The organism is Micromonospora sp. NBC_01412, assembly GCF_045040215.1.
Classification (GTDB): Bacteria; Actinomycetota; Actinomycetes; order Mycobacteriales; family Micromonosporaceae; genus Micromonospora; species Micromonospora rubida.
The window spans coordinates 344,158-358,832 of record NZ_CP109528.1; the positions used below are offsets into that span (position 1 = coordinate 344,158).

11 protein-coding genes and 1 pseudogene are annotated in these 14,675 nt (G+C 69.3%); 8 read left to right on the plus strand and 4 right to left on the minus strand.

Going from position 1 to position 14,675, the window contains the following annotated elements:
• Window positions 1–132: 132 nt before the first annotated feature.
• Entirely contained in the window at window positions 133–4,224 is a 4,092-nt protein-coding gene (locus OG617_RS01385) for a S8 family peptidase (RefSeq protein ID WP_405097983.1), read from the minus strand.
• Between the two features lie 535 nt (window positions 4,225–4,759).
• On the opposite strand from OG617_RS01385, the gene OG617_RS01390 reads away from it, so the two are divergent.
• The gene (locus OG617_RS01390; protein WP_405097985.1) at window positions 4,760–4,966 is read left to right on the plus strand and encodes a hypothetical protein; all 207 of its coding nucleotides are present in this window, start codon (window positions 4,760–4,762) and stop codon (window positions 4,964–4,966) included.
• An 813-nt stretch (window positions 4,967–5,779) separates the two neighbouring features.
• Here OG617_RS01390 and OG617_RS01395 read toward each other — a convergent pair.
• The 3 genes from OG617_RS01395 to OG617_RS01405 all read right to left on the minus strand — a co-directional run bounded on the left by OG617_RS01395 (window position 5,780) and on the right by OG617_RS01405 (window position 7,915).
• A complete protein-coding gene (locus tag OG617_RS01395) occupies window positions 5,780–6,058 on the minus strand; it encodes a hypothetical protein (RefSeq protein WP_405097987.1) in 279 nt (92 codons plus the stop codon).
• Between the two features lie 92 nt (window positions 6,059–6,150).
• Window positions 6,151–6,954: an ABC transporter permease gene (locus OG617_RS01400; protein ID WP_405097989.1), complete on the minus strand. Its 804-nt coding sequence runs from the start codon at window positions 6,952–6,954 to the stop codon at window positions 6,151–6,153.
• Window position 6,955: 1 nt separating this feature from the next.
• Window positions 6,956–7,915: an ATP-binding cassette domain-containing protein gene (locus OG617_RS01405; RefSeq protein ID WP_405097991.1), complete on the minus strand. Its 960-nt coding sequence runs from the start codon at window positions 7,913–7,915 to the stop codon at window positions 6,956–6,958.
• An 83-nt stretch (window positions 7,916–7,998) separates the two neighbouring features.
• On the opposite strand from OG617_RS01405, the gene OG617_RS01410 reads away from it, so the two are divergent.
• The 7 genes and pseudogenes from OG617_RS01410 (at window position 7,999) to OG617_RS01440 (ending at window position 14,664) form a co-directional block, all read left to right on the plus strand.
• Entirely contained in the window at window positions 7,999–9,120 is a 1,122-nt protein-coding gene (locus OG617_RS01410; protein ID WP_405097993.1) for a TetR family transcriptional regulator, read from the plus strand.
• The gene (locus OG617_RS01415; RefSeq protein ID WP_405097995.1) at window positions 9,117–9,743 is read left to right on the plus strand and encodes a transcriptional regulator; all 627 of its coding nucleotides are present in this window, start codon (window positions 9,117–9,119) and stop codon (window positions 9,741–9,743) included. Before OG617_RS01410 ends, OG617_RS01415 begins: the two co-directional genes overlap by 4 nt.
• Window positions 9,740–11,278, plus strand: a complete 1,539-nt coding sequence (locus OG617_RS01420; protein ID WP_405097997.1) for a pyruvate, phosphate dikinase — start codon at window positions 9,740–9,742, stop codon at window positions 11,276–11,278. Before OG617_RS01415 ends, OG617_RS01420 begins: the two co-directional genes overlap by 4 nt.
• A 10-nt stretch (window positions 11,279–11,288) precedes the next feature.
• Window positions 11,289–11,987: an HAD family hydrolase gene (locus tag OG617_RS01425; RefSeq protein ID WP_405097999.1), complete on the plus strand. Its 699-nt coding sequence runs from the start codon at window positions 11,289–11,291 to the stop codon at window positions 11,985–11,987.
• Between the two features lie 87 nt (window positions 11,988–12,074).
• A pseudogene (locus OG617_RS01430) lies at window positions 12,075–12,491 on the plus strand (transposase); the annotation flags it as partial.
• Window positions 12,492–12,697: 206 nt separating this feature from the next.
• Complete coding sequence (gene eccCb, locus OG617_RS01435; protein ID WP_405104061.1) at window positions 12,698–14,425, plus strand: type VII secretion protein EccCb; 1,728 nt, start codon at window positions 12,698–12,700, stop codon at window positions 14,423–14,425.
• Between the two features lie 50 nt (window positions 14,426–14,475).
• The gene (locus tag OG617_RS01440) at window positions 14,476–14,664 is read left to right on the plus strand and encodes a hypothetical protein (RefSeq protein ID WP_405098001.1); all 189 of its coding nucleotides are present in this window, start codon (window positions 14,476–14,478) and stop codon (window positions 14,662–14,664) included.
• Window positions 14,665–14,675 lie beyond the last annotated feature (11 nt).

Genomic DNA, 14,675 nt, shown 5'->3' on the forward strand with positions numbered 1-14,675 from the left:
ACTGACGGAGGGAGGGTGTGGCGCCAGCTTTCCTGTGACATTGGACGGGAGCACGGGTCTGGGGTGACGGACGGTGTGTCCGCCACCCCAGAGGGTGAGTGGATGCCAGATCGCGGCTACTCCCGTGCTGCGCTACTGGCCCGTGTAGTGTCCTCCGGCCTTCAGGCCGTAGGCGCGGGTGATGGTCTGGGTGATGGTATTGCCGGCGGAGTCGACACCCTCGGCGCGGACGCTGACCGCGCCGGTGGTCCTGGACAGTGCCGGGTGGTCGAACGTCGCGGTGTACGCGCCGCCGCGGGCCGCCCGGGTGGTGACCTGCTTCCAGTGCTTGCCGTCGTCGAAGCTGAGCCACAGCTTCAGGCTCTTCAGCGTCGGCTCCGGCCCGATCAGGTACGGGCTGTGGTACCCGGTGACCGTCACCTTGCGCCGGGTGCCGGCGGGCAGGGTGTTGTCCAGGTCCAGGTCGAAGTCGTACCCGAGGTACAGCTCGTCGCTCGCCTGGCACGGGTCTTGGTTCGGCCAGGCCCAGCGGTCCGGGTCGTAGGCCCGGGTTTGCACGAACCAGCCGCTGCAGTGGATGCCCACCCCGTACGGCGGGACGGTGGTGAACCCGTCGTCACGCCGTTGCGAGGTGAACGTCCGCTCGGTCTGGACGTCGCGGGCGTAGAGCTGCTCGGCAATCGGGTTCTGGAACCGCGAGGTCATCCGCAGCTTCGTCTGCTCGGCCGGCAGCATGGCGTAGGGGCTGAGGAACCCGAAGATGAAGTAGAACCAGAGCCCCTCCTGCACCGGGATCTCGGTGCCGTCGTCCTTGTACAGGTGCAGCTCGTTAGTCTGCTTTCCGTCGGGGCCCCGGCCGTAGGCCAGCTGACCTCCGCCGAAGCCGTTGTTGCTCAGCGTGTGCTGCATGCTGAGCATGTTGCCGTTGCGGCAGGACGTGCACATCTGCCAGCTGTAGTCGGCCGTGGCCGGGTCGTCCCGGGCCGCACCAGGCACCCTCGGCTGCTCGCCCCAGTCGCGGACGGTCGAACCTGACCGCGCGACGACATCGACATAGCCCTGTGACCAGCCCTGTGAAAAGCCTTGGGAGGTCTTGTAGTAGAACGCGGCGTTTTCCGTCCAGACCATGTCCTTCTTCGCCGGCCCCACGTAGGAGGTCAGGGTGCCGGGCGCCGTCACGTTGAGGTAGCTCCCTAGGAGCGAACTCAGCGGCCGGAAGCCCACCGAGGCAATACCGGGTGCGTCGGCGTGCAGCCGGTTGTCGATCCGGTACAGCTCCCGGTCGGTCACCGCGTGCGCCCCACCCGGCACCTGGTTGTGCTTGACGAACGCCAACGGGTACACGTAGGGCGTCGACGCGGTGGCGCGGACGTCGAGGCTGACCGGGCCCTTCGCCAGCATGCCGGCGAGCAACCGGCCCTCGCCCGCGGCGAGGTTCATCGTCGGGATCGGGTAGAGCGGCCACGGATCATGCTCGCTCCCGTACCGGTTGGTCGGGTTGAGGAACGGCCGGCCGAGCGGACCGTAGCCGAGCACCCCGGCCGCACCGGCCCGCTGGGCGTTCTCCACCCGGTCCAGGCCGTTGGCGTCGCAGGGGAACCAATCGTCGGTGGGCACTGCCCGGCAGATGTCGGACAGGTCGAGGAGGACCAGCTTGCCACGGGCGTCGAGGCCCTCGAAGTTGGCCGGCAGGCCGGCTCCGGCGGAGACCAGCGGCAGGGTACGCCGCCCGTCCAGCTTCGGTATCTGCGCGTCGGTGCCCTGGTAGTGCGGTGTCAGCTTGATGTGGCCGGCGCCGCGAACGGTCATCTTGACCGGGTCGACGCCCGACAGGAACTGGGTGTGGGAGGTGAAACTGCCCCGGGTGGCACGGCCGGTCGGCAATGTCCACAGGCGGGTCTCGCCGTAGGGCTGATTGAAGTACTGCAACAGCTCGAACTGGCCGCTCTCGGTGACGTTCCGGTACCCCAGCGCCATCTGGTAGGGCACGGAGGGCTTGGGAGTCTTGACCGTCACCCGCTGCGCCTTGCGCAGGTCGAAGGTGACCGAGGCATCCTTGGTGGCGTCGACGGTGGGGTTGGTGACCAGCGCGTGGTGGAACTCGCCGGCGGCGTCCCGCCAGGTCACGTCGGTGCCGATGCTGTACATCCCCGCCGCCAGCTTGCCGGTGTAGCTCTGCACCGCGGGGGACAGAGTCAGGGGGGCGAACTCGGGCTGGTCGTCGAGCCGCAGTGCGAGGAATCCGCCATAGTGAATGTCGGTGCCGCCCGGCGGGTTGATCACGTTGACCGAGAGGTTCACCGTTCTGGGTTCCTTGAACCCGCCGACCGCGGTGGTCACCTGAATGTCACCACCGGTGGCGTGCACCGAGCCCTGGTAGTTCGTTATCGCGCCCTTGGTGGTGTCGAGCGTGACGGTGACCTCGGCGGTGCCGTGGGCCGGGACGGTCACGGTCGACGGGGTGACGGTGAGTGCACCGGCGGGGGCAGGGCCGGCCTTGGTGACGAGCGTGGTGGACAGGTCGAGGGTGACCGGTGCATCGCCGTCGTTGACGTAACTCAGCGTCTTGCTGACCGGGCCGCTCTGCGGATAGGTGAGCCGCCCGAAGTCAACGTTGCTCGTCGCGTACACCTGCTGGGTGATCGCCCGGACGACGTCGACCCGGCCGGCGCCCTGGGAGCTGGTGCCGTGGCCGAGGTCCTTGCTGGTGCTGGTGAGTACCTGCTTGATTTTCTGCCCGGTCCAGTCCGGGTGTTCCTGGGCGAGGATCGCCGCGGCGCCCGAGACGTGTGGGGTGGCCATCGAGGTGCCCGAGATGGTCGTGTACTTGTCGTTGTCGACGCTCGGGGGGAGGGCGGTGCCGTCGGCCTTCGCGGCGGTGATGTCCACACCGGGGGCGGCGATGTCGGGCTTGAGGCCGTAGTCGCCGCGCCGGGGACCGCGGCTGGAGAAGCTCGCCATCTGGTCCTGCTTGTCGACCGCCGCGACGGTCAGCGCCGCGTCGGCGGCGCCGGGTGCGTTGACCTGCTGGAAGCCCCCGGAGTTTCCGGCGGCGATCACGAACAGGGCGCCGTACTGCGCGGACAGTTCGTTGACGGCCTGGGAAAGCGGGTCGTTGCCGTCGGTGACCATGCCGCCGACGCTGATGCTGATGATTTTGGCGCCGGACTGGGCGGCCCACTGCATGCCGGCGATGATCGCCGAGTCGGCGCCGTAGCCGTTGTTGGCGAGAATCTTGCCGACGATCAGCTCCGCGCCTGGGGCGACACCCTTGTACTTACCGCCGGATGCCGCGCCGGAGCCGACGATCGTTGACGCCACGTGGGTGCCGTGACCGTGACCGTCCTTGACCACCTCGCCGTCGATGAAGCTCTTCGAGTCTCGAACCTTGCCGGTCAGGTCGGGGTGGGTGTCGTCGATGCCGGTGTCGAGCACCGCGACCGTGACGCCGGTGCCGTCGTAGCCGGCCTTCCACGCCTCCGGCGCGCCGATCTGCGGCACGCTCTTGTCGAGCAGGGCCTTGGTCCTGTGGTCCAGCCAGATCTTCGACACCCCGGCGTCCAGCGTGGGCGCCGCCGCCCTGCCGGCAGGGTTCGGGGAGTCGACTGACGCCCAGAACCGGGCGGCCTGCTTCTTGGTGACCTTCACCGCGGCGGAGCTCACCGCTGGCAGGGCCTTCGGTGTGGCGGTCGCCGGGAGTGCGTCGGTCTTGGTGGACAGTACCTTCGCGTCCCGGACGGACTTCGGGTACTGCACGATCAGCGGGAGCTCTTTCGATGCGTCGTCGGCGAAGCCGTTCTTCACCAGGTACGTCACGTCGAACAGACCGCGTTCCAACCGCCCTGCGCCGATGAGCCCGCGTGCGTCGGACGGGAAGACGTAGAACGCGTCACCCTCGCGCAGGTGTGTGAACGACACCGACCGGCCGCCGCCCCGGGGTGCCGGGGCCACCTCCACCTGCGGCGCACCACCCTTGGCATTGGGCAGGTAGGACACCACGTCACCGGTGACCAGGGTGACCTTGGTCGCACCGGCCAGGGGGGTGTTGGTCGCCGGCAGCGGCGATTCGCCGGTGGACGCCGCCCCGGCCGGGCCCGCTGGCGCGGTCGAGTCTGGCGCGGTCGGCGGAGGTGCCGCCGCGGCGGTCGGCGCGGTCGCGGCCACCAGCGCGAGTACCGCCGCGCCGGTGACTGCTGTCCGCAGCCGCCAAAGTTGAGAACGCATGAATGAACTCCTCGGCGAGCATGGAGTAATCAGGAGGGGGTCGGTCAGCGGCTGACGCTGCCATTCGATACCGCTCGGTGGAAGCTCGCGGGCAGGCCGGTTGGCGCCAATGGCAAGAACCGGCCTCGGGAACCGAGCCGGTCCGGCGCGCCGCACGCAGCGTCGCTTCGCCCTTGACGGGAGAAACCGGGCAATAGAGGATCTTGGCACTCTGGTGTCGTGATCTTCACCCGGTGGGGTCGCGCCCCTTGGGGCTCGCGCTCGTCATGTGGTGGGGGTGGTTGATCACGTGACGGTGCGGAGGCAGGGGCGTTGTTAAGGATCTTGCGACCAGGTATCAAAAAGTTGATCTCTCCGGTGCGGGCTCGGTGGCCGCTTTGGCGGGAGGTGCCGACGTCGATGACCCGGGGATGTCGTGGCCACGACGGTGACGGGGTGGTCGCGGCCGAATCCGCGAAGGAAGACCTTCACGAGCAGGTCCGGGGCCCCGATCGGCGACGTACGCGGTGAGGACGTGGTCCGCTACCCACGGACCGTGCAGCACCTGACCCTCGCGCACGCCAACGGCGAGCCGGGTCCGACCGACCAGGTGCAGCGGCTGCTGCGCCGCGTCCGACCGAGCCACGCCCCACTGCACCTCGATGCGGTGCACCTGGTCGACGCCACCGCCGATCCGGACGCCAAGACGATCACCTGGGAGCACCTGGCCAGGGCGCCGCTGGGGTCGTCGCTCAACAGGTGAGTCATCCGCGGACGTTGGCCAGCGCCATCGCGCGACACTGCTGGCGCACACTCTCTAAAACATCCTAGGACATTGACGTCGCGGGCGGCGAGGAAGCCGGCATATGGCGCAACCTGACCCGCTACCTCAGGTCGGCCCTGCTGCGGATTCAGGATCGCCGAGGGTGGTTTCACGACCGTCGCTTGGATGCACGACGGCCAAGGAGCGCCCCTCGACGAGATCCGCGTGAAGTCGGCGGCAACCGAGGGCAGCAACCCGCTGATCGTCATCCTCGCCACCCGCAACCAAGCCGTCGATGATGCGACCGACATGGTTGAGCGCCTGGCCGAGAGGTACGACCTGCCCAATGGCGTACTCGTAGCGTCGACAGTCGACTCCGACCCACGGCCTCTTAGTCGCCCGCAGCGGCCTGGACGACCTGCTCGGCAAGACCCCGGCCCGGCCCGACACTCCGTTCGGCGAACCTGGATCACGATCACTCCCCCGCCAGACCCATCAACGGATCCTGGCTGCCTTCAGCCGGAGCACGCTGGGGTAGACCCGATCTAGCCGCTCTACAGTCACCTGATCCCTGAACCGCCGTCGGCTGCATCCGCAATTGCCGAAATGAGTGCGTTGCGCTGGGAGGGCGATATGTTTGCGATCGGATCCATTGTGGGCCACTGAGCGGCACGATGCCGACCCGGACTTCCTATAGGCGCTGGTGCAGATGAATACGTCCCAGTCTCCCTGGGCTTGGTTCTTCGGCGGCCCCTCGGGCAGGACTGATGCGGGCGGTTGGCGGGCAAGCATGGTGACCCTGGATGTGCGTGCTCAGGAACGCTGCTCCGAACATCCATCGCGATGTACCGAAGCGCGAGCCTCGCGCGGCGAGCCACCCCAGCGCTTCTGCGCCCCTTGCTTCGTCATTCCCAGACGCTCGCCGATCTCGCTCCACGTCGCGCCCGCGAGCCGGCAGGCGAGAATCTCATCGGCCAGCTCCTGATTCAACGCTCGCAAACCGCTCTCATAGCGCTCCAACGCGGCGGTAAGCCGTGTCAGCCGGTCCGGAACTTCAGATGGCTGGCGGTGAGGTATTCCGGTCACGCCCACCTCTGCAAATCATCGAAACCCTGGTAGTCGTCTGAGTGTGGCTTTGGTGTGGCCATGTCGATGCCCAGCCTTCGGCCTTTTCGGTCGTTCGATTATTCGCGGCGGCCGTAAATCCATACCGCCATCGGGCAGAACGACAGGAATATTGCCGCACACCAGATGAGTGTGGTGGTGACCCGGTCGCCGGGCGGCGTTCCGTTGAGCAACGCGCGGCAGGCGTCCATGACGGCGGTCACCGGGTTGATGTGTACCCAGGATTGCAGCCAGCCGGGGAGGCTCGTGGTGGGGGTGGCGAGGCTGGTGCCGAGCTGAAGCGGTAGGAAGGTCAGGAAACTGAACGCCAGGACGGCCTCGGCGTTCTTGACCATGACGCCGATGAGCACGGTGATCCAGCTGATGCAGAAGCCGAACAGGACGGCCAGGCCAATGGCGGCGAGGGTGGTGGCGATGCCGGCGTGGCTGCGGAAGCCGAGGATCGTTCCGAGCAGGAACAGGATCGCGACGGCGATCAGGTAGCGGATGAGGTCGGCGAGCACGGAGCCGAGCAGCGGCGCCAAGCGGCTGATGGGCAGGCTTCGGAAGCGGTCGGTGACGCCGTTCTTGAGATCCATGTTGATGTTCGTGCCGGTCGAGACGAGGCCGGTCAGGCCGGCGCCCATGACGATGATGCCGGGGAACAGGTATTGCATGTAGTCGTCGGTTGAGCCAGCTACCGCCCTACCGAAGAGATTCAGGAAGAGGACGAGGAAGAGTGCGGGGGTGACCACGCCGTTGACGATGGCGCCTGGATTGCGGGAGGTCTTGGTGAGGCTGCGGCGGGCGAGGATGAGGCTGTGGCGTAGCCAGCGCGGCGGCCGGCCTGCTCGCGCATTGAGTGAATGGGTGGGCGTGGTCATGTCAGGGCCTTTGCGGAGTCGGTGTGGCGGCTGCTGCGTTGGTCAGGGCGTGGAATGCTTCGTCGAGGCTGGGTAGGCGTAGCGACAGCTCGCTGACGTTGACGGCTTGGCGGCGTAGTTCGGCGGCGATCTGGAAGAAGTCGTCGTCATCGGACACCGGCACGGCGAGTTGGTGCCGGGTGGCGCGTGCCGGGGTTCGGTCGGTGACGGCGGTGAGGATGGCGGCGGCGCGATCGGCGTCGGCGGGGTCGTTGACCCGCACGTTGACGGTGTGTCCGCCGACCTGTTGTTTGAGTTGAGCTGGAGTTCCGCTGGCGATGACCCGGCCGTGGTCGATAACCATGACGGCGTCGGCGAGGGTGTCAGCCTCTTCCAGGTACTGGGTCGTGAGCAGAATGGTGACCCCGTCGGAGCTGAGATCGCGGATCATCTGCCACAGCTCCTCGCGTTTGCCCGGGTCGAGCCCGACCGACGGTTCGTCGAGGAAGACCACCTGGGGATGACCGACCAGGCTCGCCGCCAGGTCGAGCCGGCGGCGCATGCCTCCGGAGTACGCCGCGACACGCCGGTTGCCTGCGTCGGTGAGGCCGAACCGAGACAGCAGTTCGTCGGCCCGGCGGGTGGCGTCGCGCCGGGTCAGGTCGAGGAGCCGACCGACCATGACGAGATTCGCCCGCCCGTCGAGTTCCTCGTCGACGCTCGTGTGCTGGCCGGACAGGGCGATGCGCCGGCGCACCTGTCCCGGTTGGCGCGTGACGTCGTAGCCGGCCACATACGCGGTTCCGCTGTCGGGCCTGAGCAGGGTGGCAAGGACACGAATGAGGGTGGTCTTGCCTGCGCCGTTGGGACCCAGCAAACCCAGAATTTGGCCTCGGGGAATAGCGAGGTCGACGCCGTTGAGGGCGGTGATGCCGCGGAAACGCTTGGTGAGCCCGTGTGCTTCCAGGCCGTGGTCGGTCATGGCGCTCCCTTCGGTGAGAATCTGCAGACAGGCAACATCCGGATGTTCTCAACATCCGGATGTTGATAGTATGCTGCAGGTGGATGAACGCGGTAGAGGGGGTTCCGATGGTGCGCTTGACCCGGGAGCAACAGCAGGTGCGGACGCGTGGAGCCGTGCTGGCGGCGGCGACGCAGGAGTTCGCCGAACACGGCTATGCCGACGCCAAGGTCGATCGCATCGCCGCTCGGGCGGACCTGACCCGAGGCGCCGTCTATTCGAACTTCCCGAGCAAGCGGTCGTTGTACCTGGCGGTCCTGCTCCAGTCTGTGCCGCGCACGGCCGCGCTGGACGCGCCCGCGGCGGCGATGGATGTGGCGACGGCAGCCGAGGCCTTTGCGCGCGTCTGGCTCGAGCGGCTGCCGCTGGCCGGTGATGCGCCCGCCGCCGGCAAACTGAAGTCCCAGTCACTGACCGGGGTGTTCGATGACGAACCCGGGCGTACCGCCCTGGCCGAGCTCACGACGTTGGAAGGCCTGCTGCTGGCTCTTGCGCTGGAGTCCTGCCAGCCGCCCGATGCGGGTCGGCGGGTTCGGCTGGCCGAGCTGATCCTGACCCTGTTGAACGGAGCAGGTCATCTTGCCCAGGCCGCGCCCGGCTTCGGTGACCCGTTCGACGTAGCGCGCGCCTGCCATCATCTCGCCGGCCTCGATGTGGACGACGTCTGGAACCCGCCCCACCTGCCGTACGTCGCCGCACCCGAACTGTGTTGCGACACCTGGACGCCGCCTACGGAGTTGACGGATGCGATCAGCGACCGTCCCGTCGGGTTCGACAGCGACGGACTCATCGTGGTCCTCGGAACAGGCCGCCTGGGGGCGGCCGAGGAGGCGGTTCGTGCCGCCCGGCCGGGGGATCTCGTCACTGTCGCGGTCGTCACGAGCGACCCGGCCGAGACCGGAGCACTGGTCCGGCTGAGGATCACCGACCTCGCCGCCTGCCTGCGGCGGCTGTTCGGGCCGGCGATCAGCCCGTCGATGCGCCTCGTCCTCGATGACCAGGCCGCGCTCGCGTCCGCCATCGGCGCCGGTACCGCCGAGGACACCGAAGCCGCGATACGCATCCGAGCAGGGAAGATCATCGCCCGGGCATACGGCCGGGGCGCCGCCTACGCGGCAGCAACCACCCCTGTGGCCGAGGCGCAACGCGAGAGGGATGAACGATGAATGGCTCCACGGGATCGGTCGTGCTGCACGTGCTTCGCTGCATCGGATTCGCCGAGCTGTCCCGCCTTGCGGATGCAGTCGGCCTCCCTGCGGCGGAGGTGGAGTCCCACCTGATCGATCTCGCCGTGGCCGGCTTGGTGACGCGGACACCGGGCGAGTTCGGCGGGTGGGGTCTCACCGAGGCGGGCCGCGTCGAGAACGCCCGACGGATTACCGGCGAGGTCGACGTTGCCGGTGCCCGGGATGCCGTGGCCGCGGCGTACGAGAAATTCATGGTGCTGAACCCCGAGCTGCTGGATCTTTGCTCCGCATGGCAGCTGCGTACCGTGGATGGCGTTGTGACGCCGAACGACCACTCCGACCGCGCGTATGACGCTCGGGTCCTGGACCGATTCGCTGACCTGGACCAACGTGCCCAGGCTGTGTGTGCGGACCTGTCCGCGGAGCTGCCGCGGTTCCGGCGGTACCGGATCAGACTCGCCGCAGCGCTCGACCGTGCCCAGGCCGGTGCGCTGGAACAACTGGTCGACAGCACCACCTCCTATCACACGGTGTGGTTCCAACTCCACGAAGACCTGCTCGCCACCCTCGGCATCCCGCGTCAGTGGGCCACCATCCGATGAGCTGGATCTATCCCCTCACTCCCGGCACCGACGAGTCCCCGACGCTGCTTGGCGGCAAGGGACACGGTCTCGTCGTGTTGCGGCGTCTCGGTCTGCCCGTCCCGGCCGGATTCGTCATCGGCACCCACGCCTGCCGCGCCTTCCTCCGTGACGGGCGGTTACCGGAAGGCCTTGACGCCGAGCTGGCCACCGCCGTCCAAGGACTTGAGGCGGCCACCGGGAGGCGCCTCGGTGCCGCCCGGCGGCCCCTGGTCGTGTCGGTTCGGTCCGGCGCCGCCGTGTCGATGCCTGGCATGATGAGCACCGTCCTCAACCTCGGCCTCACCACCGAGGCGACCGGCGGGCTGGCTGCCGAGACCGGCAACCCGGCCTTCGCGCAGGAGGCGCGCCGGCGATTCCTGACCAGCTTCGCGGCCGCCTTCCACGGGACAACTGACGACGCGGAAGCAGGCACGCGGCTCTCCGGCATAGCTGTCGCTGACGACGCGATGGACCAACTGCGGGCGGCGGTGTGTGCCGTCTTCGCGTCCTGGAACACCCCGCGCGCCATCACCTACCGCGAACTGCACGACATCCCGCACGAATCAGGCACTGCCGTGATCGTCCAAGCAATGGTGTTCGGCAGCCGCGACGAGCGCAGCGGCACCGGTGTCGCCTTCAGCCGCGATCCCAACACGGGCGAGAAGACCCCGTTCGGTGACGTCCTGTTCGGCCGGCAGGGCGAGGACGTCGTCTCCGGACGGTCCAGCACCCGGCCGTTGCCCGAGCTTGCCGACCGGGAGCCGGCGGTATGGGAAAACCTCCTGGCGGCCCTGCACCGGATCGAACAGCACTACCGCGACGCCTGCCACGTCGAGTTCACCTTCGAGGCAGGCCGCCTGTGGCTTCTGCAGGTACGGCCCGGCGGCCTCACCGGCCGCGCCGCGATCCGCGTCGCCGTCGACCTCGCCGACGAGCAGCTCATCGACCGGCACACGGCCCTACGACGGATCTCACCACAGCATCTGCGCAACGCCCACACACCCCGGATCCGCACCGGCGACGGGCTCGACGTCCTCACTCGCGGCCGGGGCGCATGTCCCGGTGTCGCGGCCGGGCGCATCGCGGTCACCGCCGACCGGGCCGCACGCATGGCCGCCGACGGCCCGGTCATCCTCGTACGCCCCTACACCTCACCGCTGGACATGCACGGCCTGGCGGCCGCCACCGGGATAGTCACTAGCCGCGGCGGACCCACCAGCCACGCGGCCGTCGTCGCCCGAGCCATGGGCAAACCCGCCGTCGTGGACGCCACCGCACTCACCGTCGACGTGGTGGCGGAGTGTGTGCGGGCCGGCGAACGCGTCGTCGCCGAAGGGACACTCGTCACCATCGACGGCACCAGCGGAGAAATCGTGATCGGCAGCCCGGGCAGCGCCACCGTAACCGTCGACAGCCACCTGAACCGCCTACTGGATTGGGCCGACGAGATCTCCGGCAACCGCTCGCAGCGCCCGGACCAGGAACGCCTCATCGCAGCACACGCCCGGCTATGAGGCGCCCGGCATGATGCATCAGCAACGCCTCCAGCAGCCCGTTATCCGGGCGGTCCTGTTCGACTCGTCCGGCACGTTGATCCAACCTGCGCCTGCGCGTCCCAACCAGAACTTGGAGGAAATCCTCCGGCGGCATTGGCCGGCGGCGCCCATTGAGGACCTGCCGCACGCGTTCCGGTCCGGGGCCACCATGCTCGAGCGTGCGCAGAGGTTCGAAACGTGGGAGGGCTACTGCCGCACCGTCCTGGCCGAACTCGGGATCGGCCGGCCGCCGCAACCACTGCTGGACGAGCTGATCGCCGCGGATCTGAACCCAGTACAGCCCTTCCCCGAGGTGCCCACCACCCTCAAACGACTGCACGAGCGAGGCCTGCCGATGGCGGTGGTCACCGACAGCCTGGAGACCGCAGAGTCCTTACGGGCCAGCTACGAGCAGATCAGCCTGCGCGGCTACTTCCGGTACTTCGCCGTGGCCGGCGAGCTGGGCTACCGGAAACCGGACCAGGCGATCTACCGGGCGGCAAGCGAGGCGCTGGGCGTGCCACCACGGCACACCTGTTACATAGACGACAACGCCGACCTGGTCGCCGCCGCCATCAGCCTCGGTTACCGCGGTCTCGCGCTCTGCCGCACCGGCACGCCCACACGGCCGGACCTGCCATACGTCTCCGCCCTGGACGAGATCCTTGAGCGCATCAACGACCCGTGATCGCCTACTCGTGCGGCACGCCGGGTTCGAGGGATTGCAGAATTGCGCTCACACCGCGCGACCACCGACCGGTAGCGGGCCTCCACCCGGCTGCTGCGCACGGCGGTATGGGACGCCGACGCCGTCCGCGACGACGTGCGCGCCTGGCTGGTCGCGCGGCTCGGCCACCCCGACGGGGTACTCGTCGTAGACGAGACCGGGTTCCTGAAGAAGGGCGGGTGTTCGGCCGGGGTGCAGCGGCAGTACACCGGCATTGCCGGCCGGGTGGAGAACGCCCAGGTCGGGATGTTCCTGGCCTACGTCACCCCGCACGGGCGGGCGATGATCGACCACAGGCTCTACCTACCCGAGGCGACATGGTGCCAGCAGCCCGAGCGCCTCGCCGCCGCCGGCGTTCCCGACCATGTCGGGTTCGCCACGAAACCGGCCCTGGCCCGGCAGATGGGCGCCGCCGCACTGGACGCCGGCGTCCCGGCCTGGTGGGTGACCGGCGACGAGGTCTACGCTACCTGCGGCCGGACACCCAGACACTGCTCCGCTTCAAGGGCGCCTACTGTTCGGGGCCGTACCTGCCCGTGGGCCGGCGGCGCAGCAGCACGGCGGGGGCGGGGCTGGTCCCGTTCGGCACCGCGCACCTGCGCCCGGAGGAGCCGACCGACCCGGAGCCCCAGCCGGAGGAGCCGCAGGACAAGCCGCCGGTCCTCGCCGACGTGCTGCTGGAGGCGCTCCACGGCCACGGTCCCGCGGCGCACCAGGTCTGGCTGCCGCCGCTGAAGGAGACCACGACCCTGGAGAGGCTGCTGCCGCCGCTGGTCGACCACCCCACGCTCGGGCTGCGCCCGGTCGGCGAGTACGACACCGGCCGCCTCACCGTCCCGGTCGGGGTCGTCGACCTGCCGGCGCTACAGCGACGCGAGCTGCTGCTGGCCAACCTCGCCGGCAGCACCGGCAACCTCGCCGTGGTCGGCGGTCCACAGGCGGGCAAGAGCACCCTGCTGCGCACGCTGATCTGCTCCCTCGCGCTCACCCACACCGCCGAGGAGGTGCAGGTCTACTGCCTGGACTTCGGTGGGGGCGCCCTCGCGTCCCTGGCCGGGCTGCCGCAGGTGGGCAGCGTCGCGGGGCGGCTCGACCGGGATCGGGTCACCCGCACGGTGCTGGAGATGACCAGCCTGATGGTCCGCCGGGAGCAGATCTTCGCCGCCAACGGGATCGACTCGATGCCCAGCTACCGCCGCGCCCGCCGGGCCGGCAGGTTCCGGGACGTCGACCCGTACGGTGACGTATTCCTGGTCGTGGACGGCTGGTACACGGTCCGCCAGGACTTCACGGAGCTGGAGGACCGCTTCGGTGAACTGGCGTCGCGCGGCCTGAGCTTCGGCATCCACCTGGTGATCTCCGCCGGGCGCTGGTCGGAGATGCGGCCGTGGCTGCGCGACGTGCTCGGCACCCGCTTCGAGCTCAGGCTCGGCGACCCGGTCGAGTCCGAGGTCAACAGCCGGGTGGCGGCGACCGTCCCCGCCATCCCCGGGCGCGGCATCACCACCGACCGCCAGCACTTCCTGACCGCGCTGCCGCGCATCGACGGGTACCCGGGCACCGAGGACCTGGCCGAGGCGACGGCCGAGCTGGTCGAGGCGCTGGACGTGCCGACCACGCCCCGCGCCCCCCGGGTCCGGCTGCTGCCGGAGCGGCTGCCCGTCGCCGAGCTGCCGGCGGCGACCGCGCCGACGCCCTCGGCCGAGATCCGCATCCCGCTGGGCCTCGACGACGCACGGCTGGAGCCGCTGTGGCACGACTTCGACACCAGCCCGCACCTGCTGATCTTCGGCGACACGGAGACCGGCAAGACGAACCTGCTGCGGCACGTCGCGCGCGCCATCGCCGCGCACCACACGCCCGCGCAGGCGCGGGTGGTCTTCGGTGACTTCCGGCGCGAGCTGCACGACGCCATCCCCGAGGAGCACCAGATCGGCTACTCGATGTCAGTGGATCGCCTGGCGGCGACGGTCACCGAGGCGGGAAAGATCCTGACCGCCCGCCTGCCCGGCCCGGACATCCCGCCCAGCCGGCTGCCCCAGCGCGACTGGTGGACCGGCGGCCGGCTGTTCATCCTCATCGACGACTTCGAGCTCATCGAGAGCGGCCGGGAGGCTCCGCTGCAGCCGCTGCTGTCCCTGCTGCCGCACGGCGCCGACATCGGGCTTCACCTGATCATCGCGCGGAGCACCGCGGGAGCCGGGCGGGCGATGTCCAACCCGGTCCTCCGCCGGGCCTGGGAGCTGGGCGCGCCGGCGATGCTGTTCTCCTCCCCCCGGGAGGAGGGCGCGTTCCTCGGCACCGTCAAGCCCCGCACGCTCCCGACCGGGCGCGGCCAGTACATCAACCGCCGCCGGCAGGTCTGCCTCGTCCAGACGCCGGAGATCACCACAGCATGAGGGGCCACCCGGGCGTTGGCGGTGTCGAGTGGCCCGAAAACATGCATCCATTGCGCGACACGCGGATGGCCGCGCTCCTGGTGCACGACCTGCGCACCGGCGGCGGACCGGCACTGCCGCACCCGTGGCAGGACGAGGCGTACGGTGCGGCGCACGGCGGGCTGTGGCGGGTGCCGTACACCCCGCGCAGCGCCCTGGGCCTCGCCGTCCTGCTCGGCCTGGGCGGCGCGCGGACCTGACCCGCCGGGGG

Bases quoted from the DNA above. Each gene is read 5' to 3' on its own strand.
- OG617_RS01425 (WP_405097999.1), top strand. From the start codon at position 11,289: ATGATGCATCAGCAACGCCTCCAGCAGCCCGTTATCCGGGCGGTCCTG.
- OG617_RS01385 (WP_405097983.1), bottom strand. From the start codon at position 4,224: ATGCGTTCTCAACTTTGGCGGCTGCGGACAGCAGTCACCGGCGCGGCG.
- OG617_RS01420 (WP_405097997.1), top strand. From the start codon at position 9,740: ATGAGCTGGATCTATCCCCTCACTCCCGGCACCGACGAGTCCCCGACG.
- OG617_RS01405 (WP_405097991.1), bottom strand. From the start codon at position 7,915: ATGACCGACCACGGCCTGGAAGCACACGGGCTCACCAAGCGTTTCCGC.
- OG617_RS01415 (WP_405097995.1), top strand. From the start codon at position 9,117: ATGAATGGCTCCACGGGATCGGTCGTGCTGCACGTGCTTCGCTGCATC.
- OG617_RS01400 (WP_405097989.1), bottom strand. From the start codon at position 6,954: ATGACCACGCCCACCCATTCACTCAATGCGCGAGCAGGCCGGCCGCCG.
- OG617_RS01410 (WP_405097993.1), top strand. From the start codon at position 7,999: ATGAACGCGGTAGAGGGGGTTCCGATGGTGCGCTTGACCCGGGAGCAA.